Origin of the sequence: Halostella sp. PRR32 (genome assembly GCF_034808085.1) — an archaeon.
Taxonomy (GTDB): domain Archaea; phylum Halobacteriota; class Halobacteria; order Halobacteriales; family Natronoarchaeaceae; genus Halostella; species Halostella pelagica.
Genome location: NZ_JAXHGL010000001.1, coordinates 519,518 through 543,493 on the forward strand (window position 1 = coordinate 519,518; position 23,976 = coordinate 543,493).

At 63.3% G+C, this 23,976-nt stretch carries 25 protein-coding genes and 2 tRNA genes; 10 read left to right on the forward strand and 17 right to left on the reverse strand.

Annotated elements, in window-relative coordinates:
* Positions 1–2: 2 nt before the first annotated feature.
* The gene (locus tag SM753_RS02825) at positions 3–1,526 is read right to left on the reverse strand and encodes a hypothetical protein (RefSeq protein ID WP_323190466.1); all 1,524 of its coding nucleotides are present in this window, start codon (positions 1,524–1,526) and stop codon (positions 3–5) included.
* Complete coding sequence (locus SM753_RS02830) at positions 1,523–2,242, reverse strand: hypothetical protein (RefSeq protein ID WP_323190467.1); 720 nt, start codon at positions 2,240–2,242, stop codon at positions 1,523–1,525. Before SM753_RS02830 ends, SM753_RS02825 begins: the two co-directional genes overlap by 4 nt.
* A 290-nt stretch (positions 2,243–2,532) precedes the next feature.
* Between SM753_RS02830 and SM753_RS02835 the strand changes: the two genes are divergently transcribed.
* Complete coding sequence (locus SM753_RS02835) at positions 2,533–3,096, forward strand: hypothetical protein (protein ID WP_323190468.1); 564 nt, start codon at positions 2,533–2,535, stop codon at positions 3,094–3,096.
* On the opposite strand, the gene SM753_RS02840 is transcribed toward SM753_RS02835, so the two are convergent.
* The 10 genes from SM753_RS02840 to SM753_RS02885 form a co-directional block, all read right to left on the reverse strand.
* Positions 3,088–3,357, reverse strand: coding sequence for a hypothetical protein (locus tag SM753_RS02840; RefSeq protein WP_323190469.1), 270 nt, complete (start codon positions 3,355–3,357; stop codon positions 3,088–3,090). The two genes, SM753_RS02835 and SM753_RS02840, sit on opposite strands and share 9 nt — an antisense overlap.
* On the reverse strand, positions 3,354–3,566 hold the full coding sequence (locus SM753_RS02845; protein WP_323190470.1) for a hypothetical protein: 213 nt from the start codon (positions 3,564–3,566) through the stop codon (positions 3,354–3,356). The genes SM753_RS02840 and SM753_RS02845 overlap by 4 nt, the downstream gene beginning before the upstream one ends.
* A gap of 5 nt (positions 3,567–3,571) precedes the next feature.
* Positions 3,572–3,820, reverse strand: coding sequence for a hypothetical protein (locus SM753_RS02850; protein WP_323190471.1), 249 nt, complete (start codon positions 3,818–3,820; stop codon positions 3,572–3,574).
* A 17-nt stretch (positions 3,821–3,837) separates the two neighbouring features.
* Positions 3,838–3,910, reverse strand: a tRNA-Phe gene (locus SM753_RS02855).
* Between the two features lie 238 nt (positions 3,911–4,148).
* Positions 4,149–4,331: a hypothetical protein gene (locus SM753_RS02860; RefSeq protein ID WP_323190472.1), complete on the reverse strand. Its 183-nt coding sequence runs from the start codon at positions 4,329–4,331 to the stop codon at positions 4,149–4,151.
* Positions 4,331–4,885 carry a hypothetical protein gene (locus tag SM753_RS02865; RefSeq protein WP_323190473.1) on the reverse strand — a complete coding sequence of 185 codons (555 nt, stop codon included), beginning with the start codon at positions 4,883–4,885 and terminating at the stop codon, positions 4,331–4,333. The genes SM753_RS02860 and SM753_RS02865 overlap by 1 nt, the downstream gene beginning before the upstream one ends.
* Positions 4,886–5,014: 129 nt before the next feature.
* Positions 5,015–5,305 carry a helix-turn-helix domain-containing protein gene (locus tag SM753_RS02870; protein WP_323190474.1) on the reverse strand — a complete coding sequence of 97 codons (291 nt, stop codon included), beginning with the start codon at positions 5,303–5,305 and terminating at the stop codon, positions 5,015–5,017.
* Complete coding sequence (locus SM753_RS02875) at positions 5,254–8,724, reverse strand: hypothetical protein (protein ID WP_323190475.1); 3,471 nt, start codon at positions 8,722–8,724, stop codon at positions 5,254–5,256. Before SM753_RS02875 ends, SM753_RS02870 begins: the two co-directional genes overlap by 52 nt.
* Positions 8,725–8,918: 194 nt before the next feature.
* Positions 8,919–8,992: transfer RNA gene (locus SM753_RS02880), tRNA-Thr, on the reverse strand.
* A gap of 12 nt (positions 8,993–9,004) precedes the next feature.
* Positions 9,005–9,493: a GNAT family N-acetyltransferase gene (locus SM753_RS02885; RefSeq protein WP_323190476.1), complete on the reverse strand. Its 489-nt coding sequence runs from the start codon at positions 9,491–9,493 to the stop codon at positions 9,005–9,007.
* Positions 9,494–9,690: 197 nt separating this feature from the next.
* Here SM753_RS02885 and SM753_RS02890 point away from each other — a divergent pair, with 197 nt between their 5' ends.
* The 4 genes from SM753_RS02890 to SM753_RS02905 are packed head-to-tail and all read left to right on the forward strand — an operon-like array spanning position 9,691 to position 13,719.
* Complete coding sequence (locus SM753_RS02890; protein WP_323190477.1) at positions 9,691–10,803, forward strand: branched-chain amino acid ABC transporter permease; 1,113 nt, start codon at positions 9,691–9,693, stop codon at positions 10,801–10,803.
* The gene (locus SM753_RS02895) at positions 10,800–12,188 is read left to right on the forward strand and encodes a branched-chain amino acid ABC transporter permease (protein WP_323190478.1); all 1,389 of its coding nucleotides are present in this window, start codon (positions 10,800–10,802) and stop codon (positions 12,186–12,188) included. The genes SM753_RS02890 and SM753_RS02895 overlap by 4 nt, the downstream gene beginning before the upstream one ends.
* Complete coding sequence (locus tag SM753_RS02900; protein ID WP_138797720.1) at positions 12,185–13,018, forward strand: ABC transporter ATP-binding protein; 834 nt, start codon at positions 12,185–12,187, stop codon at positions 13,016–13,018. The genes SM753_RS02895 and SM753_RS02900 overlap by 4 nt, the downstream gene beginning before the upstream one ends.
* Positions 13,015–13,719, forward strand: coding sequence for an ABC transporter ATP-binding protein (locus SM753_RS02905; RefSeq protein WP_138797721.1), 705 nt, complete (start codon positions 13,015–13,017; stop codon positions 13,717–13,719). Before SM753_RS02900 ends, SM753_RS02905 begins: the two co-directional genes overlap by 4 nt.
* Before the next feature lie 150 nt (positions 13,720–13,869).
* On the opposite strand, the gene SM753_RS02910 is transcribed toward SM753_RS02905, so the two are convergent.
* The 4 genes from SM753_RS02910 to mct all read right to left on the reverse strand — a co-directional run bounded on the left by SM753_RS02910 (position 13,870) and on the right by mct (position 17,769).
* Entirely contained in the window at positions 13,870–15,168 is a 1,299-nt protein-coding gene (locus SM753_RS02910; RefSeq protein WP_323190479.1) for an ABC transporter substrate-binding protein, read from the reverse strand.
* Between the two features lie 77 nt (positions 15,169–15,245).
* Positions 15,246–15,815, reverse strand: coding sequence for a cyclic nucleotide-binding/CBS domain-containing protein (locus tag SM753_RS02915; RefSeq protein WP_135534539.1), 570 nt, complete (start codon positions 15,813–15,815; stop codon positions 15,246–15,248).
* Positions 15,816–16,128: 313 nt separating this feature from the next.
* Entirely contained in the window at positions 16,129–16,449 is a 321-nt protein-coding gene (locus tag SM753_RS02920; RefSeq protein ID WP_138797723.1) for a DUF5785 family protein, read from the reverse strand.
* A 120-nt stretch (positions 16,450–16,569) separates the two neighbouring features.
* Positions 16,570–17,769, reverse strand: coding sequence for a succinyl-CoA:mesaconate CoA-transferase (mct, locus tag SM753_RS02925; RefSeq protein WP_323190480.1), 1,200 nt, complete (start codon positions 17,767–17,769; stop codon positions 16,570–16,572).
* Between the two features lie 152 nt (positions 17,770–17,921).
* Here mct and glmS point away from each other — a divergent pair, with 152 nt between their 5' ends.
* The 5 genes from glmS to citE all read left to right on the forward strand — a co-directional run bounded on the left by glmS (position 17,922) and on the right by citE (position 23,252).
* Positions 17,922–18,359 (forward strand): methylaspartate mutase subunit S, encoded by a 438-nt coding sequence (gene glmS / locus SM753_RS02930; RefSeq protein ID WP_135534542.1) that lies wholly within the window; start codon positions 17,922–17,924, stop codon positions 18,357–18,359.
* Positions 18,360–19,805 carry a methylaspartate mutase subunit E gene (locus tag SM753_RS02935; RefSeq protein ID WP_323190481.1) on the forward strand — a complete coding sequence of 482 codons (1,446 nt, stop codon included), beginning with the start codon at positions 18,360–18,362 and terminating at the stop codon, positions 19,803–19,805.
* The gene (locus SM753_RS02940) at positions 19,795–21,060 is read left to right on the forward strand and encodes a methylaspartate ammonia-lyase (RefSeq protein ID WP_323190482.1); all 1,266 of its coding nucleotides are present in this window, start codon (positions 19,795–19,797) and stop codon (positions 21,058–21,060) included. The genes SM753_RS02935 and SM753_RS02940 overlap by 11 nt, the downstream gene beginning before the upstream one ends.
* A gap of 102 nt (positions 21,061–21,162) precedes the next feature.
* Positions 21,163–22,221: a 2-methylfumaryl-CoA hydratase gene (gene mch, locus SM753_RS02945; protein ID WP_323190483.1), complete on the forward strand. Its 1,059-nt coding sequence runs from the start codon at positions 21,163–21,165 to the stop codon at positions 22,219–22,221.
* Positions 22,218–23,252 carry an L-malyl-CoA/beta-methylmalyl-CoA lyase gene (citE, locus tag SM753_RS02950; protein WP_323190484.1) on the forward strand — a complete coding sequence of 345 codons (1,035 nt, stop codon included), beginning with the start codon at positions 22,218–22,220 and terminating at the stop codon, positions 23,250–23,252. Before mch ends, citE begins: the two co-directional genes overlap by 4 nt.
* A 24-nt stretch (positions 23,253–23,276) precedes the next feature.
* Here citE and SM753_RS02955 read toward each other — a convergent pair whose 3' ends face one another.
* Entirely contained in the window at positions 23,277–23,861 is a 585-nt protein-coding gene (locus tag SM753_RS02955) for a response regulator (protein WP_323190485.1), read from the reverse strand.
* Positions 23,862–23,976 lie beyond the last annotated feature (115 nt).

Sequence of the window (23,976 nt, forward strand, 5' to 3'; positions counted from 1 at the left end):
ATCTATGACCCCCAGCCGAGGTCATCGAGTTGGTCCGCTGGGTCGTCCGTCTGGATATCTTTCGCAGCGAGGACGGCCTGGATCGCTGCGTCGAGATGGTCCGGCGAGTGTCCGAGCCGGTCCTTGATCTTCGACTTCGGATCCGCGACGTAGACCTCGTCCTCGCGGCTCGAGTAGTACTTCTCCTCGAGCGTGATCGTCCGGGCGGCGATCTGCAGTTCGCGCCGGAGTCGGGAATCGCAGAACGTACCGCCTTCCTCAAGCCAATTCCCGAGCTCGCACAGCCCCTCCGTCCACCGGTTCTTGTACTCGTCGTCCTGGACGGCGTCCTGCCCGGACTTGAAGCGCTCGACGTTGGGAAACCGGGCGGCCGTGTCGTCAGCCTTCCCCGATCCCTCGCCGATCGCGTCGACCGATATCGGGGCGTTCGGTTCCTCCTCGAGGTTATCCCAGATCGCTTCGAACTGGATCGTGTGATCAGTCCCCGGCTCGGAGTACTCGACTGTGAGGACGCCCATGCACTCGTCGATCTGGACGGTCCGGTCACCGGAGCGGGCAACGTCGATCCCCGACCCTTGTCTCGAGCCAGAGTCGTCGATGCCGTCCTCGACGTAGCCGGCGTCGACGAGGTCAGGCTCGATGGGACGGTTCTTCGTCGCTCCCGCCGGTGGCATGATCCCGGCGAAACGCCGGTACCACAGCGTGTTGAGGTCCTTCCGGAACTCTGAGTTTCCAGGCAGCGACATCGCTCGAGCCTCGTCGTAGCCCGGCCAGACCTCGCCATTGTGCGCCTCCCACTTCTTCTTGAGCTTGTGGGGGCCGGTCAGACCGGGGATCCGCTCGCCGTCGCGATGCCCGAGTTCGACATGGACGTTGTGAGAGTCGAAAGTCGAGAATCGGAGTTTCTCTGGCTTGAGGCCGATCTCGCTCATGTTCGCAACCGCGTTGGTCTCGTCTTCGGGCGGGTTCGAGATGACGACCATGCGGTCGTTCTGGTCGGAGATCAGCGAGTCCATCGAGTCCAGCGTCTCGAGGTCGACGTCCTTCTTGTCGGCTTCGTCGACGATCACCAGGACGTGGTCGTTGTGAACGCCCTCGAGCTCACCGGGATCCTCTGGACTGATGACCTCGAACTGCCACGTCGGCTCACCGTCGACGTCGATATGCGGGTTCGGCGACCACTTCCACTCGCCGAACAGCGGGCTCGAGCCGTGGAGACCCTCGGCGTCGGCACAGAAAGTACGCTTCAGCTTGCCGTAGGTCCCAGAGGTGACCACGACCGAACTCGGGTAGTGGCGCTTGTGGAACGCCAGCGCGAGGGCAACGATCCCGAAGGTCTTCCCGAAGCCGTTGCCACCCTCAAGGTGCGTGTACTGGTGGTCGGCGACGTGCTCGAGGATCTCCCGCTGCTCGGGAGAGAGTGTGACGCCGAACCAGTCCTCCGCAGCCTGCCAGTACTTCTCCGACCCGGTGTAGTGCTCCGGAAGGCGCTGTTCGACGCTATCGGGGAGCTGCTGCGTGCTCATGTGCCATCACCTTGTGCGGACGTCTTCCACGCGTCTTTCAGGCTGCCGAGCGCGTCGGCCTTCTGCGACTCGGGATCCTCGAGGAGGCCGAGGTCCTTGAGCCACTGCCGGCGATCGGTGGAGAGTTTCTTCTGGGCCTGTGTCACGACTGATTCGCGGTACTTTCGTTCCTCGACGATCTCATCGCCGACGGACTTCTGCCGCGTCTCCTTGTCGACCAGCGGGTGGCCACTCTCGAGTTCCTCGGGTTTCTCGTCAGCCCACCGATCGAGGCCAATGTCCTTCGCATGGGTGACCGATATCCGGAAGAGTTCAGACTCGATCCCGAGCGGTGGCTCGCCGTGAAGATCGCAGTACTGCTCGAGGTAGTCTTCGAAGACGTCGTCGACGAACACCCGGAGCGGGTCATCGAGGACATCCTGGTAGTAGGAGTTGTGGTCAGCGTACGCGCCGTGTGTGACGGCGTTCGTGTTGTCCTCGGGAGCGCCGCCGCCGGCGTTGCCCTCAGCATTCGAGTTGCCTTCGGGAGCTCCGGAGTCCTCGTCGCCACCGTGGGTGTTGCACTTTCCGTGCGGACCCTGAGCGTAGCCGCCACACCGGCCACCGTGAGACTTCGCCGTCGCGATGCACTGTCCCCACTCGCCGTACCGGCGCTCGCCAGTGATTTCTCTGGCCTTCTCGTGGGCCTCGTCGTGGAATTCGTCTGGGGCTCCCATGAGGTTGAGTTCGTTTTAGTATTCGAGGTCCAGCGCGTCGAGGACGCGCTGCGCCCGGTTGCTGGTTCATAGCCGGGTTATTCTGCAACAATGAACGTCCATACGAACGCTCCGAGAGCGCCAGCGAGTGTGCCAATTAGGAACGAAACAGCGAACAACGTAGCGACAGCAATAGATGCTGGATCGTATTTCCCTCTGTTTGACGATACAGACCTGTCCTGAAGTGATTCCACAGTCATGGTTGTTGCACTAAGGGTTTTATTTGCGAGTGGTTCAATGCCGTTCCTAGTATGGGATCATTCTCAAAGCCGAAGCGGTGGGTAATCGGGCAAGTTGGTACGAAAGGGTACCAGATTCTGTATGCAGACAAGCAGCGAACGAGTGAGGAGATGGGCCCCAAAGCCGACCACCTCGAAGAGTGGCGACGCGGAATTCTTCCGAATCTCCATTTAGTATTCAAGAAGTTCGATGGATATGCCAGGTACCCACTCGGAGAGAACGAATACGCAGGGACGATCCCCGACAAGCCAGAAACGGTTGAGGAATTGCTCTGGGAGAATGACCTGAGGCGGAACCCGTTGTCAGCACTAAAAACTGACCCATTTGGGAATACAGAAGTTGGGTCCTGGATGTACCGAGACCAACCAACTGCTGAACGACAAGTCCATGTCATGCTATTCGAGGGTGAAGGGGATGGACAGACGACGGACTTGTACGCTCATGAGGAGTGTTCGGCCGGCCATCCCGACCCCGAGATCGCGGTAAAGCACTATAACGCGGTTGATTATAATCCTGAGCAGGGCTGTACGTGGGTGCAGTCGAATTTGCCAGTTGAGAACCGTCGTTCATTCTAAACCCTCAATTTCGAAGCTTCTCCACCGCTGAATGCCCAGACCGAGGAGTGTTCCGCCGCTGGTGTACCACGGCTCAGCCTTAATCTCTCGCTCAGCCACCGTCTCTGCCTCCCGATCACCCAGCGCTACAGCGAGGACGGTATCGCCCTCGCCGGCGACTCCAGCGTGGACGCCGATGATGAACGCGTGCCACTCGGGGAGCGTCGAGAACGGCCCGTCGTAGTCAAGGGCATCCTCCGTGCTGGTGGGGAACGGGATCACGGGTCGGTAGCCTCCTCGACCGTCTCAGAGACCGCTTCGCCGAACACCCACACGACGGTCACGAGGACACTGTACGCAAGCCACCGACCAGTGGGCCCGCCAGCAACAACCGTCTCCGCAGTCTTGGTCAGCCCGAGCACCGGCCACATGGGACTGGACAGGAGCTTGCGCGTGAGTCGTCGAAACCGCTGGCGGGCGGAGTCAAGCATGGCTATTACTCGTTGATGAGATACTCCAGGACCTCGGGCCCGGAGACCATGACTGTGATTAGGGTGAGCGAGGCCAGCGGAGGCGCGCCGAGCTCCATCGCGTAGACACCAGCTGCCGCACCTGCCAGTTGCGTCAGGGCCTTGATCGTCTTGAACGCCTTGAGTGTCATCCCATACCGTCTCCTCAACCGGCAGTCCAGATCGTGGTTGTACGATGCAAGTTCGTCTTTAAGTGATATTTCGTGCGCCGCCATGGTAGCATAACTGCGATGAGCAAGGGTCGGATTCGAACCGACGATGACTCCGTCTTCAGCGGAGCGCCGTCCCAGACTTGGCTACCTCCTCAAACTCGGGTGTGATTGAAACGTGCGCCGGGTCGGGATGAGTACCAGGCCGCGCGTCCCTAACGCCCGCTCCCAGGTTGTCCCCGGGGCCACGGGCACGCGGCGGATCCCGGCGCGGTCAGGACGGGGCGAGTTGTGGGTGCTGAAGCTCGACGATATCGTGATACTGTGTAGCCCCGTCCCGAAACGATACAGTCCCCTCGCCGCGGTCGACCAGTCTGTTCGACTGGCCCGGACGTCATCGGGGCGTGATATCTGCCGGCGCTGCGACCACAGTCGTCGCGCCGACGTCGACAGCAATAGCGGTCGTCTCCTCCGGTGTCGCATTGATCCGGGGCGACCAGCGGATATCGTCGACGACGCCATCGACCATTCGACCGGCGAACTCAACGGCCACCGGTCGATCCTCTTCGAACATCATCAGAGCACCTCGAGAGAGTACGGACCGTCGAGTGCCTCCGATGAGTAGGCCGCATTGAAGGCCCTTTGAACGTGAACTCGGATCGGCCAGTTCACGTAATTGCCGGTGAAGCAGAAGGTCCCGCAACGGGCGGATGCTCCGCGCGGTGACGACTCCCATTTTAGTTTCCCCCCGCATCCCGGACAGACGGGTTCGAGGTTCGATCGAAGCCAGTCGACATCGTGTCCTTGACGTGCTAGCCGTTCGGCGAGCGCGTAGAGAATCCACTCATCGCGAACGTCATCGTTCGCCGACTTGAGTCGGCGGAGTTCGAGCGCGGCCCGTCGGTAGAGCTGGTCATCCTCCTCGCAGTGTTGCGTATGGACACGGCGAACGAAGTTCATCAGCGCCATTTTCGACGAACAGCGTTGGCCCGTAGTCAGTTCGTAGGACGCCTCGCCGTAGTCGTGGTCGTCGTCCGGCACACGCAGCGGACGTGCTTTCTCGCCGACGAAGTGGCGGTCCTCAGAGAGAGACGACCCACTCGACGGGCAGATAGCATTTGCTCCTTTCATAGTTTGGAAGGATAGAGATCGCTGTTGGCCCCCACGTCATCCGACGGCACGACGCCGACGTCGGCAGTTCGGGCGGTCGTTCGCTCTCACGTTGTTGCCAGTTGGTAATAACGCGAATGGTACCCGACATTACGGCGAGTAGTTGATCTGATAGAGCCGTTGCCGAGCATCAGACAGAGATGGTTCCGACTCAACGATACCTGCATCTTCCAGTTTGGTGAGCGCTCGGTACACCGTGCGATCGGGGAGTTGCGTGTGTTCCCGGATCGTGGCCTGTGTGAGGCACTCGTCTGCCTCCTCTAGGACGAGATAGACGAGCTTACAGCTTGGCGTGAGGTCCGCGACCTCGGCGTCGACCTGTACTGAGGTCACGTCGACGGGGGTGACCCCTCCGTTTGAGAGGCCGATTTCCAGTTCCACGTGGACGTCGACGACGGACCACCCCCTGCGTTACCACGTGATGACCCGTTACCCAGCACTGCAGGGTCTCGGATCGCGACGCCCCACGTATAGGGATCCTGTACGTCACCCGTCGCGATGTCGACATCAACCATCCCCTCAACGGGTAGTCCATCGTCAGCGTACAGCGTTGCGCCGTGATCACCCTGCCCCTCGGCAGCATGAACGACACCGTGATCGACGAGCCGCTTCAAGGTCCGCTGGACGTGTCGCTGGGAAACGCCACGCTCCTCGGCAATCTCCCGGGCAGTCCGCGTCCCAGTCGCTTCACGGAGGTCCTCGGCGATCGCCCGCTGCTGCTCGCCGTAGACCCACTCGACGCCAGGCACCTGGACGTCGGCGAAGTCGACCGGCATCGCATCGGTCCGCACGAACACGGTCGCCGTGCTGTCGGGATCGTCGGGGTTTCGGGCGTACCGGCCGGCAGCCTGCGCCGTGTGGTTCTCACGAACGCTGGCGAGGATGGCTTGAGCCTCACCGGCATCGGTGCCCTCAAACCCTCGACCACGAGCTCGGTGTTCGTCGCCAGCGTCGTCGACGGTAGTTTCTGGTTCAGCGTCGAGGTCGAGTTCGGCGAGGAGGTCCAGGACGTAGTCGTCGCCAGGGTCGATGCAGCCCTCGACGATGCCGACAGGCTCGTCGGCGAAGTCGTTCCGAGACTTCTCCTCGCCGTAATGCATGGTCTCGGGGTCGTGAACGCCTGCCTCGTCGAGGATGCGGTCGAACTGGGGTTCGACGGCCGACGTCGTAATCCCGGTTCGGAAGTCCTCGCCGAACTCCCTCCGAAGATGCTCGGCGAGCGCACCCACCTGCTCGGGTTGAAAGTATTCGCCGCTGGCGAGCGGGCGAGTCGCATCACCGACCTGAACGACGCGGAGGCCGCGCTCGTAACGTCGCCATAGCTGACGCTCCTGGGGGTCGAGCACGCTCGACCGCTCGATCCAGGGAACGGAGTTGGCCTGCCAGACGGGGAGCGCGGGATGGGCGTCGAGCCCGACGACGCTGCGGGCCAACTGCAGATCAGGCTTGACCCGGATCTGCCGGATGGTGTTGTCCTCGTCGAGGACGACCGAACACCACTCCCGGTTCCATCCATCTTCTTCGCGCGCCTGCGCGTCCAGGCGCGGCGGCTCGAACGAGACTGTCGCTGCGCGACGTCCGTTCCCACGGTCCTCGGCCTGGAGGATCGCCCTCGCGATGGCGGGAGCCAGCGTGTGAGCGTCGGGGTTCTCTAGGAACCACTCCCGACCGGCACCGTTCGCGAGCGCGTTATGGAGGTCGGTCCAACGCTGATCGAGGTCGCGCTGGTCGTGCTCGTTAAGCGAAAGGCCGTCGCGGGAGACGCGTAGAAGCTCCTCCCAAGTTCGAACCTCGGCGTCGATCTCCTGTAGGTAGGCTGTTACCGCGCGGCGGATCCGGTCCTGCCCCAGATCGTCTTGAACGAAGTCAGGTTGCTCGTCGATCACGACGTTGGTCTGGAGCCGGAGATTCGGGACATGGGCGAACTCGTGGGTCCCGAAGACGAGCGAGTAGTTACCTTCGCGGAGTTCTCGCCACTGGTCGATCGCCGGACACTCGCCACCCTCGCAGCACGGGAGTTCGGCGCGACCCTGGTCGTTGTGCTCGGAGAGGAAGGAGTGTGCGACCGAGAATGGGATACCCTTCCCGTCGCACATCGACGCAAGCCACTCGCTGGCGGGTTCGCCGTTGAGCGTGACGATCGGTCTGTCGTTGCTCTCGTCCTCGTCGGGGTCATGGTCGCCAGCTGCGACTGGGCAGGCCTCGTGACGGGCTTTTAGAACGAACCAGTCGTCCTCGTCAAGTTGGTCGCGAGCAGTCTCGACGTTCTCGTCCCGAGCGTCGCGTGTCTTCGAGAGATGGACGACCTGCCGATTGCCGGTGACATCGTCGAGTGAGGGTTTGCTCCAGTCCGTCGACGCGATGGTGTAGCTCTTCCCGAGGCTGGTCGGAGCGTCGACGACGCGATCGTCCTCGTGGCGCATCACCTCGGCGATACTCGCGAACAGTTCGTCACGGGCCTCCGACGTCGTCGGCCAGTCGAGGCCGCGCTTCTTCGCGAAGCGTCGGCGCTCGGCGGGGTCCAAGGCTTCCAGCTGACCGAGCGGAAGGACCGACGTAGCTTCGCCGTCGTGATGGCCGGCGCTGTCGGTGCCGGGCTCATACTCAGGGATGTCGAACCCGAGCTCTCGAAGGTGCTCGACGCCACGCCACCAGGTCTCACCACGGACTTTGTCGGGAGCGTCCTGCGGGCGGATCTCTCCAGCATCGATGGCGGCCATGGAAACGGGGCCACCGTAGCCGCCGAGTTCGCCGGTGTCCTGCCAGCGCTCAGCGTTGACGATGTTGGCCGTCCCGCCGTCGTTCAGACTCCCCCAGCTAGGCCAGAATGCCCGCTCCCCGCTACTCGTCGAAGCGCTGCCGTTCCACCGCTGAACGATGGTCTGCTCGGCGACTCGCTGGGCGTCGAGTCGGTCGATCGCCGCGAAGAGGTCGCGGATATCGGTCGCCGTCTCGTCGCTCGACGAAGCCGACGGCTCGTACTCGTCAGAGTCATAGTCGTACTCCTCGCGCTCGACATCGATCTCCCCCCGGTCGCGCTCGACGGGGAGCTGGCCGTTCGCATTGAGGATCCCCTCAAGGGCGTCATCGTCCCACTCGCAGATCTCTTTGGGCGTACCGGAGACATGCTCTCCGGTCGCGACGTACACTCGCTTACCGTCGTAGATCTCGATGCTGGGGAGGTCCTCGTTCGCACCCCACGGTTCCTCGCCGATCCGCCAGCTGGCTTCCTTGACGTCCTCGGGGAGGTCACCGCGGAAGACAGCGTGCACACCGGCGCTGGACTGGGAAACATCGCAGTAGGTGGCTCCGAGGAGCTCCAAGAAGGCAATGAACACGGGGTGGACCTCGCCTGTCTCGGGGTCGCGGACATCGTCGCCGTCGATGTACGCGTAGGGGTCGTCCTCCTGCTGCAGGAACGCTCGGCCGTCGAGACGGGGGTCGTCCTCGGCCATCGCGACGGTCGCACCGTCGACGTAGTTCTCCTCGAGGCCCCACTTCCAGCGGGCGTCCTCGTCGGGGGCGGCTTCGGGATGGTCGCGATCAGCCCAGGGGGCGAACGGCATCTTCTCGACGTGGCCCATCCACTGCTCGCGACCCAGCCATTCGTCGGGCCAAACCTTGAGAGTCGGATCCGTGAAGTCGGCCTCCTCGTAGGTGGAGAACCGCGGCTCCACCGGTTCAGAGTCGTCACCATCCTCGTGCTTGGGGTTGCACGAGGTACAGAGGAGCATCCCGCCGAACTGCTCCAACTCCTCGATATCAGTTGCCGACCCGCAGCGGCTGCAGTTGCGGGTCACCGGAACCCACCCCCTTCACCGCTGACGAGAGTGTTCACGCCAAACACCCCTGTGTTTCTGCTGGATATGCAGCAGTCGCTATCGCAAAGTTCTGTTTATGTTGGTCCTCGGAAGTATCGAAAGTCTCTGATCCGAGGGGCTTAGACTCGGGTTTCCAACCCTTAGTTGGGTTGGATTGTAAGCAATTTGATGTAAGCCAGGGGTGGGATTTGAACCCACGAATTCTCGATTACAAGTCGAGTGCTTGAACCGCCCAAGCTCCCCTGGCGCTACGCGTTGCTTACCCGTCTTCCTTTGAGTGATTGTCGTTTTCGGTCGAGAGCGGTTTCTCCAGTTCTACCCGATGCGTATCGTAGCCGTGCCGGCGGTAGAACCGTCGGCCGGCGTCGTTGTCGTCGAGGGCTTCTAGCGCAACGACGTCCGCGCCGGCGTCTTCGAGACCCCTCTCGGCGGCTTCGAGCAGGGCCGTCCCGATTCCGCCGTTGCGGGCCGACGGTCGGACGAACAGGTTGCTGATGACGCCTCGCGTAACGGTTTGGTCGTAGGTGCCGGTTTCTAGCTGATACGTGACGAACCCGATGATCTCGCTGTTCTCTCTCGCGACTATCGCTCGACCAGTCACGACGTTGCGCGCGAGTTGTTCACGGACTGATTTCTTGTTATCTTCGGCTAATATGTGCGATCCGTGCCCTTGTTGTTCGGTAGCTAGTGTCAACCACAGGTCGACGAGCGCGTCGACGTCATCAGTCGTAGGTCGTTCGATAACCATGCTGTGAGCGTACCGACAGATCGGGCGAAGACGGTACGATCACGATCGAACGGTAACATCATAGGTGTTACTACTCGTCGTTGGAGTTGGGTTTTGACGGTTCTTTTCGTAAAAGATCGTTGGTCCGATCATCTAGTCGCTCTAGGAAAAGTTATTATGAGTCCGGAATTCCAGAGAGAAGTAAGGAGTGTTGTAACATGGGTGTGTCAGAAAGATATTCGCGCGGACGGCAGTTCGTCGTCGAGCAACCGCTCGCGCTGGTCGTCGGGTTAGTTGTGATATGGATGGCATGGTTCCTCGTCGAGGGACTGGTAACCGGACGGTTACAGGTCAACAACGTCCTGGGATACCTCTGGGACGGTCTGTTACGTGGACTGATCATCGGCCTCGCCGGGATCGGTCTCTCGATGACGTACAGTATACTCAATTTCGCTAACTTCTCGCACGGCGATTACATCACGTCAGGTGCGTTTGCCGGGATGGCCGTTTCGTACCTCGTCGCCGGTTTTGGCGAGGCTGACATCGGATCGTTACTTCTTGTCGGTGCCGGTGGGTCGGTGTTCGGTGGTGCGCTGGGCGTCGGCATCGCCACGTCGCCGATAGGGATCATCGCAGGAATGGTCGTCGCGGCTATTGCGACGATAGCGCTCTCGCTTGTGATAGACAGGTTCGTCTACAAGCCGATCCGCGACGAGAGCGGTATCGCCCTGCTCATCACTAGTGTCGGCGTGGCGTTCGCTCTGCGCTATCTCATCGTGTTCGTCTTCGGGTCGCGCGTTCGCGGCACCACCGCGGCGGGCAGTCAACCGCAACTCCGCCTGGTGGCTGTCGACGGCTATCTCACGATAAACGCTCACGACGTCACGCTGCTGGTCGTGGCTGTCGGGCTGATGCTCGGCGTCCACTTCCTGCTTCAGCGGACGAAACTCGGCAAGGCGATGCGCGCCATGTCGGACAACGAGGACCTGGCTCGCATTACCGGTATCCCGACCGAACAGGTCGTTCGATCGACCTGGATCGTCGGCGGGGGCCTCACCGGTGTCGCCGGGTACATGTTCGTCCTCTGGAAGGGGACGATCGGGTTCAACGACGGATGGCTGCTGTTGTTACTCATCTTCGCCGCCGTCATTCTCGGTGGGATCGGATCGATCTACGGCGCTATCGCCGGTGGCATCGTCATCGGACTGACGGCGTCGATGTCGGTCATCTGGATCCCGTCCGAGTTCGGCCGCGCTGCAGCGTTCCTCGTGATGATACTGATTCTCCTGTTTAAACCACAGGGGCTCTTCAGTGGGAGGACGACAGCATGAGCGAAAGCAGCCTCCGGAGCCGGTTCGAAAGCCTACTCACCGGAGATCCGGGTCTCGTGATCGCTGTTCTCGGTGCGATCTACCTTGCGTACATCCTCGCGGGGATCGTCTTCGGCTTCACCGTTCGGGGACACATGAACTCCCTGGCGAATCTCACGTTCTACATCGCCGTGTTCGGGATGCTCGCACTGGCGCTAAACCTCCACTGGGGGTACACCGGCATGTTCAACATTGGCGTCGTCGGGTTCATGGGGATCGGCGTCTACGTCACCGCGATCTTCTCCAAGCCGCCGGCGGCTCAGGGGGGCGCGGCCCAGGTCGGTGGTCTCGGACTTCCGCTTGGCGTCGGCGTCGTCGCCGGCGTTCTGGCGGCCGCGGTGTTCGGTGCGATCGTCGCCTTACCCGCGTTGCGTTTGCGCGCTGACTACCTTGCTATCGTGACTATCGCGTTCTCGGAGATCATGCGATTCACGTTCATGTCGTCGACGTTCGAGACGTTCACCGTTCCGGACACTTTCGACCTGACTATACTCGGAACGACGCTGATTAGCTTCGACCCCGTGGCCGACACGGTCGGCTTCGGCGGCGGTAGCGGGCTGATCCTGAACTACGCGTCTCCGCTGGAGGCGCTTTTGAAGTTCCTGTTCCTCTGGGACCCGTATCTCGGCCTCGTCGATTTCGTCGGCGAGTACGCTATCCAGACCAATCCGAAACCGGTCGTTGATAGCCTGGTGTACGGGCTCTTGTTGCTGGTGGTCGTCGGCATCTACTACTGGCTGCTCACCTGGACCGGCGAGTCGCCGTTCGGTCGCGTCCTGAAGGCGATCCGCGAGGACGAAGACGTTGCGAACGCGCTCGGGAAAAACACGGACGTGTTCAAACTGAAAGCGTTCGTTCTCGGATGCGCGCTGATGGGCTTTGCGGGCGTCCTCTGGTACGCCGGCCGCGGGTCCATCACGCCGCCCTCGTTCCGACCGAACATCACGTTCTTCGTCTGGATCGCGCTCATCATCGGCGGAGCAGGGTCGAACACCGGAAGCGTCCTCGGCGGTGCCGTCTTCGCGGCACTGCTCTACGAGGGCCCGCGATACATCAAGAACCTCATCGAGGCGGCTATCGACGTCGGCGATGGGCCGGGAAGCTTCGGACAGGCGATGGCAGCATTCGGGTCGTTCGATCCCGTCCCGTTCCTGGTGTACACGCTGAACAGTATCAGCCAACTCCGGCTCGTCATCATGGGCGTCGTGTTGATCTACCTGATGCACAATCGGCCGGAAGGGATGTTGGGTCACCGGAAGGAAGTCGCATCGAGCATCGACCTGTCGCGGCCCGAAGGTAGCGTCCACGAGGAACCAGCCGCGACCGACGGAGGTGAGAAAGAATGAGCGAAACGACAGAGACTGGAGAGCGGACGACCGCCCCGGACGATGAGGCACAGGGACGCACGCGCTACCCGCTACAAGTCGAGGGACTTCGGAAGACCTTCGGCGGTATCGTCGCCGTCGACGACATCGCGTTCGAGGTCGAAGAGGGGTCGCTGACCGGCCTCATCGGCCCGAACGGGGCCGGGAAGTCGACGACGTTCAACCTCATCACGGGGATGAACGACCCTGACGCCGGTACGGTCCGGTTCAACGGGGAGGACATCACGGGCCGTGCCCCCCACGAGATAGCCAACCGCGGGTTGGCTCGCACCTTCCAGATCGCCCGCGAACTGGAGGAAATGACCGTACTGGAAAACATGATGCTCGCTCCGAAGAACCAGCAGGGCGAGAAGCTCTGGCGCTCGATCACGCCCGGCGTCCGCGACAACGTGCGTCGACAAGAGGAAGAGGTGCTGGAGCGCGTCTGGGAGGTGCTCGACTTCTTCGAGATAGAACACCTCGCCGAGGAGTACGCGGGGAATCTCTCGGGCGGCCAGCGGAAACTGCTCGAAATGGCCCGCGCGCTGCTGACCGACCCCGACATGTTGCTACTCGACGAACCGTTCGCGGGCGTCAACCCGACGCTCGAAAAGCGGTTGCTCGACCACATTCACGAGCTCCGTCAGGACGGCTACACGTTCCTCATCGTCGAGCACGACATGGATCTCATCATGAACAACTGCGAGCGAGTGGTCGTCATGCACCAAGGGAAGATACTAATGAAGGGTACGCCGGCGGAAGTGAAAGAGAGCGAAGACGTCATCGAAGCGTATCTGGGGGGTGAAGTATGAGCCTACTGGACGTTCAGGGTCTCGACGCCGGATACGGGGACCTGCAGATCCTCACCGATGTCGACCTGCACGTCGACGAGGAGGAGTACGTCACTATCGTCGGCCCGAACGGTGCCGGGAAGTCGACGATGATGAAATCCGTGTTCGGCCTGACGACGCATATGGACGGAACGGTAACGTTCGCGGGAGAAGACATCACTGCCGCCCAACCGGAAGACATCATCCACAAGGGGATGGGGTACGTCCCGCAGAGCGACAACGTGTTCGCGGGACTGTCCGTACAAGAGAACCTGGAGATGGGCGCGTACATACTAGACGACGTCCCGCAGGACGCACTTCAGGACGTGTACAACCGCTTCCCGATCCTGGAAGAACGGAACGACCAGAAGGCCGGGACCATGAGCGGTGGTCAACAACAGATGCTCGCGATGGGTCGCGCGCTGATGTTAGACCCCGACTTGCTGTTGCTCGACGAACCGAGCGCCGGTCTCGCTCCCGACCTGGTCGACGAGATGTTCGACAAGATAGACGAGATCAACGAATCGGGAACGGCTATCCTGATGGTCGAACAGAACGCCAAAGAGGCGCTCCGGCGATGTGACCGCGGTTACGTGCTCGCAAACGGCGAAAACCGCTTCGTCGACAGCGGTACGACGCTGCTGAACGACGAGGAAGTGCGGCGGGAGTTCCTCGGCGGATAGGTCCGCCCGCGTTCAGACACGCTTTCTTCCGGCGATACGTCCCGTTCGACGCCCTCTCGAACGCGCTGTACGTCCCAATCCGATGACGGACAGGGGACTGACGAGGGAGAGTATCAGCGAAAAAAACAGCCGTGTCGGAAGCCGCAGGAGTTAGCTCGACAGAGCGTCCTGAATGACCGAGGAGTAGGAGGATTCGCCCTTGTTGAAGCTGACCTGGTTCGTTATCTCGCCGTCGAACTCGTTCTCGAAGACATCGCTGAACCGCTCGGATAGCTGCTGGCCGTAGTCGTTGTTGACGTACAGCGTGGCCGCCGATTCGGCCTCCAGCCGCTCCGAGGCGACCTGGGCCATGACGCGCCCCTGAAGCAGGTCGCTCGGTGCCGTTCGGTAGATGTAGTCGTTGTCGTCGAGATTCGTCACGGACAGCGCCGTACTGGACGGCGAGCAGCCGACGACTTCGTTGGGGATGAACACCTCCTGCGACACCGGGACGTTGACGCCGGACGACGCGGACCCGCAGATCGCGGGAACGCCCGCGCTAACGAGCGACTCTGCGCCGCTGACACCCTGGTCCGGGGAGGTGTTCGTGTCCTCGTAATGCTCGTTGACCGTCAGGTCGAGCCCCGACTCGTTCACCTGCTTGATCGGCAGTTCGGCGGCCTGAATCATCGGAACACCGACCGACGCCAGGTCACCGGTCTCGGGCAGGAGGATGCCGACGTCGACCTCTCGGCCGAGACCGCCGGGCGAATCGTCCGCCGAGGGGCCCGCACCGTCGGGGTTGTCGCCCTCGAAGTTCTGGGTCTCTAACGTGTTGATGCCGTCCATCCCATCGTACTCCCAGATGGAGTAGGCCGCGGAGGCCGGGTCTCCGGCCTCGTTGAAGTTCGTCGCGGACGACGCGCCCTGGAAGTTGATGTTCTCGCCGTTGGCGACCGCCTCGACGGCGTCGAGGTACTCGCCGGGGCCGTATTCGGTTCCGTCGGGGTTGGCGATGCGACGCATCTGGTCGCGGATCGCCGTCCCGTTGTTCTCGCCGGCCGCGACGTTGGCCAGGACAAGGAGAGCGACCGAATCGTACGACTGGGACGTGAACACGCCCGGGCTCTCGTCGTACTCGTCCTCGTAGATACTGTTGAACGCATCCTGGTTCGGACCGCCGGCGGCCGGTGCCGTACCGGTGAGGTTGCTCATTTCGTTGCCGACTTCGTTGGGCAGGTCCTGCTGTCGGAGACCGTCCGGAACGATGATGTCTTCCTCGCCGTCGGACTCGTCGTAGTAGTCCCGGAACAACTGGATCCCGCTCTCCGGGTAGCCGATAACGTTGAGCACGTCCGGGCCGCCGCCGCTGCCGTCGCCGCTCAGGTCGCCAATGCAACCTGCGACTCCAGCGATGCCAGTAACACCTATTCCCTTCAAAACGTCACGCCGCCTCGTACTCCGTGGCATGTCTCTTCATATCGGACCATATGTTATAAGTGTGACTCCTATTCTGGAATTATTCATATATATGGAACTGTAACAAACTATAATTCACGACACTCGGCACATACTAACTGGCCGTTGGCTTCGCGAAGCGTGTCGGCGAGGGACCCACACGTCTCACAGACGCTCTGGTCCGAGTACGCCCGCTCACCGTTCGCCACCGTGTTCGCTCTGCGGTCGTGGGAGTTTTCCACGGCCGAACGGGCTTGGTTCGCCGTTTCAGGTCGGCGGAACGACGCGGCGGCAGCGATAACGTCACGGGCGGTCAACACTCCCTGTATCTCGTCGGCGTCCGTCACGACCAACCGTCTGACGTTCTCGCTCGACATCTTTCCCGCGGCGTTGCGAAGACGTTCGTCGGGAGCGACGGTGAGAACGGGCTCAGACATCACTGACGCGACCGTCGTCTCCCCGGGAGCGGCCTCGTCTGCGACCACACCGAGTACGTCCCACTCCGTGAAGATACCCACGGGGTCGCTTCCTCGGAGGACGACGACGCTCCCGGCTTCCTCCTCGCGCATGAGTTCTACTGCTCCCTGAACCGTATCGGATTCGCTCACGCCGACGTACTCTCTGGTCATCACGTCTCGGATCGTCACGTCGGTCTCCATATGCGGATTGTTACCACGGCATGTCTAAAATCTACCCCCGCTACCTTTATGCGATTCAGCGACGAAGATCCGTGATCGGAAGCGAACGCGGAGGCTGCTATTGTCCCTAGCCCGCGGACGTAGCTAGTCCCTTCCGTCTGCCGTGATCTATCGCGGCCCTACCCGTCCGTCGTCACAGATCCCGGACCAACCCGACGCGACAGATCCCGGACCAACCCGACGCGACAGATCCCGACGCGCTCGCCTAGCGTGGCTGTTACTGTTGAACCTGCGTTCGGTTCGGTCGAAACGCCGGGAAAATTGAACTGCCGATCTACGCCGGATTCGTTCCGGGATCGTCGCCTTTCGGGTGGTACTCCCAGAAGTTGCCGGCGCGCATCGCGCGGCCGACGCCCTTGTGGAACGAGACGATGTCCTCGAACTCGTCTTCCTCGACGTATTCGAACACGTCCGCGACGCTGACGACGCGGCGGTGGTTGAGACGGAGCGGTTCGTCTCCGTGTTCGTCGACGAAGGCCGCGACGTCGAGCGGGAAGTCCTCCTCGTCGTCGAGTTTCTTCGCCAGTATCGCCATCCCGTACTTGCGCTTCCCTTCGCTGCCCTTGTCGTCGTCCGGGTCGTGGGGCCAGTCCATACGCGGGTGTTGGACGGGCGTCGCAAAAGGATTACTCTTACGCGGTGTCGATGCCGCGGCAGTTCTCGATGCGCCGCCGGAGTCGCTACCTCCTGGGAAACCCCGCTTCGGCGGAGACGGTCAGTCGTCGCCGGCTTCCGGAGATCGCCCCGAGATATCGCCGTCCGGCCCCGAACTCTCGCCGAGTATCTCTCTCCGGTGTTCGTCGAGCAGTGGAGCGCGGCCGCCGGGTTCCGGCGGCGTTTCGGTCATCTTGATCGGCGATCCGGCGATGGTAACTTCACGGTCCGCGCCCGGCTGCTCGACCGGGACGAGCATCTCGCGGTCGCGGACGTGGGCGTCCTCGAACACGTCGGCGGTGGTCTGGACAGGCGCGACCGGAATGCCGTCGAGCGCGTCGAGGACGCCGTCCGTCGGGCGTGAGGCGGTCCAGTCCGCGATGGTGTCCCGGAGCGATTCGCGGTGCCGGAGGCGGCTCTCGGGATCCGGGTACTCGGCCGCGAGGTCCGGGCGGTCCATCGCTTCACAGAGCGTCTGCCAGTGCGCGTTTCCGAATGCCGCGACGACGACGTGGCCGTCCGCAGTTTCGAAGGCGTTGTAGGGAAACAGCGTCGGGTGGGAGTTCCCCTGACGAGTCGGCGCGTCGCCGGTGTAGGAGTACTGGTACACTGTCCGCTCGCACAGCGACACCATCGCATCGTACATGCCGGTGTCGACGTACTGCCCCTCTCCGGTTCGGTCGCGGTGGTGGACCGCTCCCAGGATCCCCACGGCGTTCAACACGGCGGTGAAGAGGTCGCCGATTCCAGGGCCGACTTTCGTGGGCGGGCCGTCCTCCGGGCCCGTGATCTCCATCACGCCGCCGAGCGCCTGGGCGACCAGGTCGAACGAGGGTAGCCCCTGTCGATGGGTTTCGCCCGTTCGTGGGTCGCCGAACCCGCGGATAGAACTGTAGATAAGCTCCGAATTACGCTCGGTGAGCGTTTCGTATCCGAGATCGAACTGTTCCATCGTGCCCGCGCTGTAGTTCTCGACGACGATATCCGCGTGTTCGACCAAGTCGAGGAAGGCCGCACGGTCCGTTTCGTCCCCGAAATCGAGTTCGAGACTCCGCTTGCCGCGGTTGACGCTCTGGAAGTACCCTCCGTACGCTTCCGATTCGGGGTCGTCCACGAACGGCGGATTCGACCGGATCAGGTCACCTCCTGGACGTTCGACCTTTACCACGTCCGCGCCCATGTCCGCGAGCAACATCGTACAGTACGGTCCGGCGAGCACTTGCGTCAGATCGAGCACGCGCAAGTCGTCGAGCGCTCCCATGGCCAGGGGTCCGAGGGGAGCGGTGAAAAAAGCACGTTATAGATCATTATGAATGTGGTTGTGTGTCACACCGGTGTCCAAACGTGTTTAATGAGTATTATCATTATAGACCATTAAGTTTATCCGGAACTCTCTCGTCCGCACTGATACCGATGGCCCAGACAGTCATCCTCGGCGTGATCGGTTCCGACGCCCACGTCGTCGGGATCACGATCTTGGAACAGACGATGGAAGCGGCCGGGTTCGACGTCGTCAATCTCGGCGTGCAGTCATCACAGCAGGAGTTCGCCAGCGCGGCGGCTGAACACGACGCCGAGGCTGTACTGGTCTCTTCGCTCTACGGCCACGCCGAACAGGACTGCCAGGGCTTCCACGAAACTCTCCGTGACGCGGGCACCGATGCAGTGACCTACATCGGCGGGAACCTCGCGGTCGGACAGAACGACTTCGAGGCGACGCGCGAACGGTTCCGCCGCCTCGGGTTCGACCGCGTCTTCGACTCCGAAACCGACCCACAGGAAGCTATCGCTGCTCTGCGACAGGACCTCGGACACAGAAACGCGGAGACGGAGGAGCGGGTCAGCGCGTAGATGATACGCGACGAACGCCTCCCCTCCGGCGAGTTGCAACGAATCGACGAGGCGGTCCGCGGGAACTGGCACACGGGCGACGACGTGGACTTCGAGGAAGCGGTCGCGTACCACGAGTCGCTCCCGCGGGAGAAGCAGTTCGCCCGCGTGCTGGAAACGGCGGACCGTCCGCTCCTTCAACCGCGTGCCGGCGTTCCGTGCCTCGACGACCAGATAGACCTCCTCCGACATCTGGAGCAGGACGGCCTCGCTGACCTGCTCCCGACTACCATCGACTCGTACACGCGGGACAACGAGTACGGAAAGGCAAAGCAGGGGCTCGAAGACGCCCGAGAGTCGGGCGACGACACGCTCAACGGCTTCCCGGCGGTCAATCACGGCGTCTCCGGTTGTCGCGAACTGATCGAGGCGCTCGACCGACCGATCGAGGTCCGACACGGCACCCCCGACGCCCGCCTGCTGGCGGCGGTGACGTTCGCGGGCGGGTTCCAGAGTTTCGAGGGCGGTCCCGTCTCCTACAACATTCCCTACACGAAGGAAGGGAGCCTGGAACAGACCATCGAACACTGGCAGTACGTCGACCGCCTCGCCGGCGCGTACACCGAACGCGGCGTGCGGATCAACCGCGAACCGTTCGGGCCGCTGACCGGAACGCTCGTCCCGCCCTGCATCGCCATCGCGGTGATGCTCGTCGAGGGACTGCTCGCGGCCACGCAGGGCGTCCGGTCGCTCACGCTCGGCTACGGCCAGGTCGGCAACGTCGTGCAGGACGTAGCCGCGCTCCGCGCTCTGCGGGAACTGGGCGAGGAGTTTCTCCCCGACGAAGTCACGGTTACAACCGTCTTCCACGAGTGGATGGGCGGGTTCCCGCCCGACGAGGCGCGCGCGAACGGCGTCATCGGCCTCGGCGCTGCTACCGCTGCCATCGCGCGACCGGACAAAGTCATCACGAAGTCACCGCAGGAGTTCCAGGGCGTTCCAACCAAGGAGGCGAACGCCGCGGGGCTCCGTACCACGCGACAGCTGATCGACATGCTAATCGAGCAGGACATCACCATCGACGGTATCGGCGAGGAACAGGAACTCATCGAACGGGCGACCCGCTCGCTGATGGACGCCGTGTACGAACACGGGGACGGCGATGTCGCCCGCGGCGTCGTTCGCGCGTTCGAGTCAGGCGCGCTTGACGTCCCGTTCGCCCCCAGCGACAGCGCGGCGGGGGACGTTCTCCCGGCGAGAGACGACGACGGCCGGGTCCGTATCTTCGCGTTCTCGGATCTCGCCGTCTCCGACGAAACGAAAGAGATCCACGAGGCACGACTCGACGACCGCGCCCGGAGCGAGGACCGGGACCGCTCGTTCGCGATGGTCGCAGACGACGTGGACGCCATCAGCGACGGGAAACTCATCGGCCGTCCCACGGGGGGAGAGACCGATGCGGATTGAAGCGGTCAGCGCGGTCCCCGCCGTCTCGGGCTTTTTCTTCGACGACCAGCGAGCGATCACGTCCGGGGCCGAGCAGAACGGGTTCTCGTACGAAGGCGAGCCCGTGACGCCCGGGTTCGACAGCGTCCGCGAGGCGGGCGAGGCGCTCACCGTGGACCTCGAACTCTCCGACGGCACGGTCGTCTCGGGCGACTGCGCGGCCGTCCAGTACTCCGGTGCGGGCGGTCGGGATCCGCTGTTTCGCGCCGAGCGCTACGCCGATGTCGTCGAGGGACGCGTCGCCGACGCGTTGACCGGCCGTGACCCGGTGACGTTCGCCGAGAACGCGGCGGCCGTCGAAGGCCTCACGTCCCCGGACGGCGACTCGCTCCACACCGCAGTCCGGTACGGCGTCTCGCAGGCGCTGCTCGCCGCCGCGGCCCACGCCCGCAAGGTGACGAGGACGGACGTGCTGGCAACAGCGCTGAACGCGACGCCCGCCGACCGTCCAGTTCCGGTGTTCGGCCAGTCCGGAGACGCTCGCCGCGACAACGCCGAGAAGATGCTGATAAAGGGCGTTCCGGTCCTCCCGCACGGCCTGTTCAACAGCGTCGAGAAGGTCGGCCGGGACGGCGAGAAACTCGCCGACTACCTCGACTGGCTCTCGACCCGCGCCCGGGAACTCGGCCCCGACGAGTACGCGCCCCGGTTCCACGTCGACGTGTACGGCACGTTCGGCGACGTGTTCGGGCCACCGTACGACCGGCCCGAGATATCGGACTACTTCGCCGACCTCCGCGCCGCCGCCGCGCCGTATCCGGTCCAGGTCGAAGGGCCGATGGACGCCGGCGGCCGCGCGGAGCAGATCCACGCAATGGCGGAACTCCGGGACGCTCTGGCCGACGCGGGCGTCGACGTCGACATCGTCGCCGACGAGTGGTGCAACACCTTCGACGACGTGCGGGCGTTCGTCGACGAGGGCGCGGCGGACGTCGTCCAGGTGAAGACGCCGGACCTGGGCGGCATCCACCGAAGCGGCGAGGCCGTCCGCTACTGCGAGGGAACCGACACCCGGGCGTACCTCGGCGGCACGTGCAACGAAACGGTGACCTCTGCCCGCGCCTGCGCTCACGTAGCACTGGCGACCGACGCCGCGCAGGTGCTCGCGAAACCCGGCATGGGGTTCGACGAGGGGTTCATGGTCGTCACCAACGAGATGCGGCGGGCGCTCGCTCGCCGCGACGGCGCGACGCGGGAGGTGACAGCCGATGACTAGAGAGGATAGAGAGGACGAAGCGTTAGCGGAGTCCTCGGTAAAGCGAGCGGGGAGCAAAGCGACCCGCGAGCAAGGGAATCGCGCCACCGGAGGTGTCCGCCAATGACGGAATGGACCGACCCCGACACCTTCGCCGCCGCCCTCGACCGCGCCGAGACGCTGGAGAAGGGCAACTACTTCGAGGCGTTCGGTGAGGGCGATGAGATCGCCCACGACGCCGGGATCCGGCTGTCCCGCCACGGCAACGACCAGTGGATGAGCCAGACGCTCAACCACGACCCGACGTACTGGCGAACCGACGCCGCCAGAGAGCGCGGGTTCGACGAACCGCCGATCCACCCGGACTACCTGCTTGCCTGTACGATGGGGCCAAGCGTCGAGGACCTGAGCGAGAAGGGCGGCTACTTTCTCGGTCGTGACGGCGTCCAGTTGCACGACCCTGAGGTTTATCCGGGGACTGAACTCCGCGTGGAGTCGACGGTCGAGGCGACGCGCTCGTCGAGTTCGCGCCCCGAGTACGGCATCGTCACCTGGGAGACCCGGGGGAGAGACGCCGACACCGGCGAAATACTGCTCTCCTACGAGCGGACGAACATGGTCCCGCGGCGGGAACCGCTCGAAACGGACGGCGGCGAACCGGCGTCCGACACCGTCTCTGACGAGGACGACCCGCCGTCGCTCCCGGGCGAACTGGTCGTGCCCGACGGCCCGTCGTTCGCGGACTTCCGGGCGGTGCTCGACCGCGCCGAGGACCGCGACGCCGCCGTCGCGTACCGCCACGAACGAGGGAGGACGATGGACGACACGCTCGTCTCCGGGCTCCCCCTGTCGACGCTGAACACCGCGAAGCAACATCACGACGCCGACTACATGGCCGACTCGCCGTCTGGCGACATCGTCACCTACGGCGACGTGACGCGCTCCATCGCACTGGGCCACGCCCGCTCCGACGAACGGACCTACCGCGAACTGGCGTACGGCGACGAGCGGTTTCACACGTTCGTCACGCCGGGCGACACCGTGTACGGGTTCACGCGCGTCCTCGGCGCTGATCCGGACCGCGGCCCGGCCGACTGCGGGCTCGTCCGATTCCGTCACGTCGCGTTCAACCAGAACCGGACGCCGGTCTACTCCGGCACCAGAGAGGCGATCATCCGATGACACGACTCTGTCGAACGTTCCAGACCGCACCGGCCGCCGTTCCGAAAGAGAACTCGGCGAAATACCTCGACTCCGGGCTCGACGCGGAAGGGTTTCAGGCCCCCGACTGGCTCGTGCCGGACCTCGAAGACGGTACCGCTCCGAACCGGAAAGACGAGGCGCTGGAAAACACCGTCGAGCGGCTCCGCGGCGGGGTTGACTTCGGCGGCGAGATATGGCCTCGCGTGCAGTGGGGGTACGACAGCGATCGAGACAGGAGCCGGGGCCGCGAGGAGATCGAGACGCTCGTTCGAGAGGCCGGCGACGCTATCGACGGCGTGGTCGTGCCGAAAGTCGGCCGCGCCGAGGACGTCGAACGCGCCGCCAGCGCCGTCGCTGAGGCCGAACGCGAGTACAGCCTGTCCGACGGGAGCGTGGAACTCTCGGTCATCGTAGAGACGGCTCGCGCGAAGTCGGACCTCCGCGAGATAGCGCGGTTCGGCGGCGATTCGCGGCTCGCGGGTCTCGTTTTCGGACCCGTCGACTACACCGCGGAACTCGGCGGACGGGCCATCGACGGCGACCGTCCGATGTGGGACGGTCTCCTCGCCGACCTCTCGAACGAGGCCAGCGCGAACGACCTCGTCGCGGTCGGCGGGCCGTTCGATGACCTGTTCCGCGAGCGTGCCGGCGTCAGGTTTTACAACGGCGACGCCTACGCCGACCAGGTCGAGCGCGAGGCGACGGTCGGCCTGGACGGTAGCTGGTCGCTCTACCCGAAACAGACGGTACAGGCGAACCGGATCCACATGCCCACGAGCGAGGAACTCCGGCGCGACGTGAGCAAGATAGAGCGGTTCGAAGACGCGAAGACCGAGGGGACCGGAGCCGTCACGCTCGACGGCCAGATGGTGGACGAGGCGACGTTCAAGAACTTCGCAAACACGGTGCGGACGGTCCACCACATCGACGCCGTCCGGCCGGAACAGACGGCGACAGCGTACGACGAGAGCCTGTTACGGCGGGCGCTCGACCTCGATCCGGCGTGGTAGAACAGTCGGCCCTCGTCCCGTCAGTCAGGGTTCGACGAGTTCTTCGGGACCCGCGTCATCGTCGAGCGAGTCGTGCTCCTCGATCATCTCCCTGAGGTCGTCGTACAGCGACTCCGCGAGGACGGTCAGCATCTCGAAGCGGTCGCTCTCCACCAGTTCCTCGGAGTCCATCTCCTCTCTGAGAACGTCGATCTTCGATTTCAGCCGTAGATATTCCCGGAAGCGGGTGTCGTAGGTCGCCCGCACGACCTGGGCCTCCACGACCGCTATCAGATCGTCCTTCTGGGCCGGTTTGACGACGTAGTCGTCGAACGGCATGTCGACCACGTCCATCGTCGGTTCCAGCGCCGTCACCATGACGACCTGACAGTTATTCCCGCTGTCCCTGAGTTCGTTCAGCACGTCGTCGCCCGATTTGTCGGGCATCTGCCGGTCGAGCAGTACCACGTCCACGCCGTCGGCGAGTTCTAACGCCTCCGAGCCGTTGTATGCCGTCCGTACGTCGAACTCGGAGTCGAGATACTGGGCGTACAGGTCCGCTACCTTCGGCTCGTCGTCTGCCACGAGAACCGTCGTCCTCTCGCCCGTCCGCTCGCCACTCTCCGCCATTCGGTGTTTACTATCTCACCGGCGTGTAAATATGTTTCTGGTCCGTGAAATCGTCGGCACAGCGATCGGTCTGGAGTTTGGGAAACAACCGGCGTACCGGTAAGAGACGGGATTC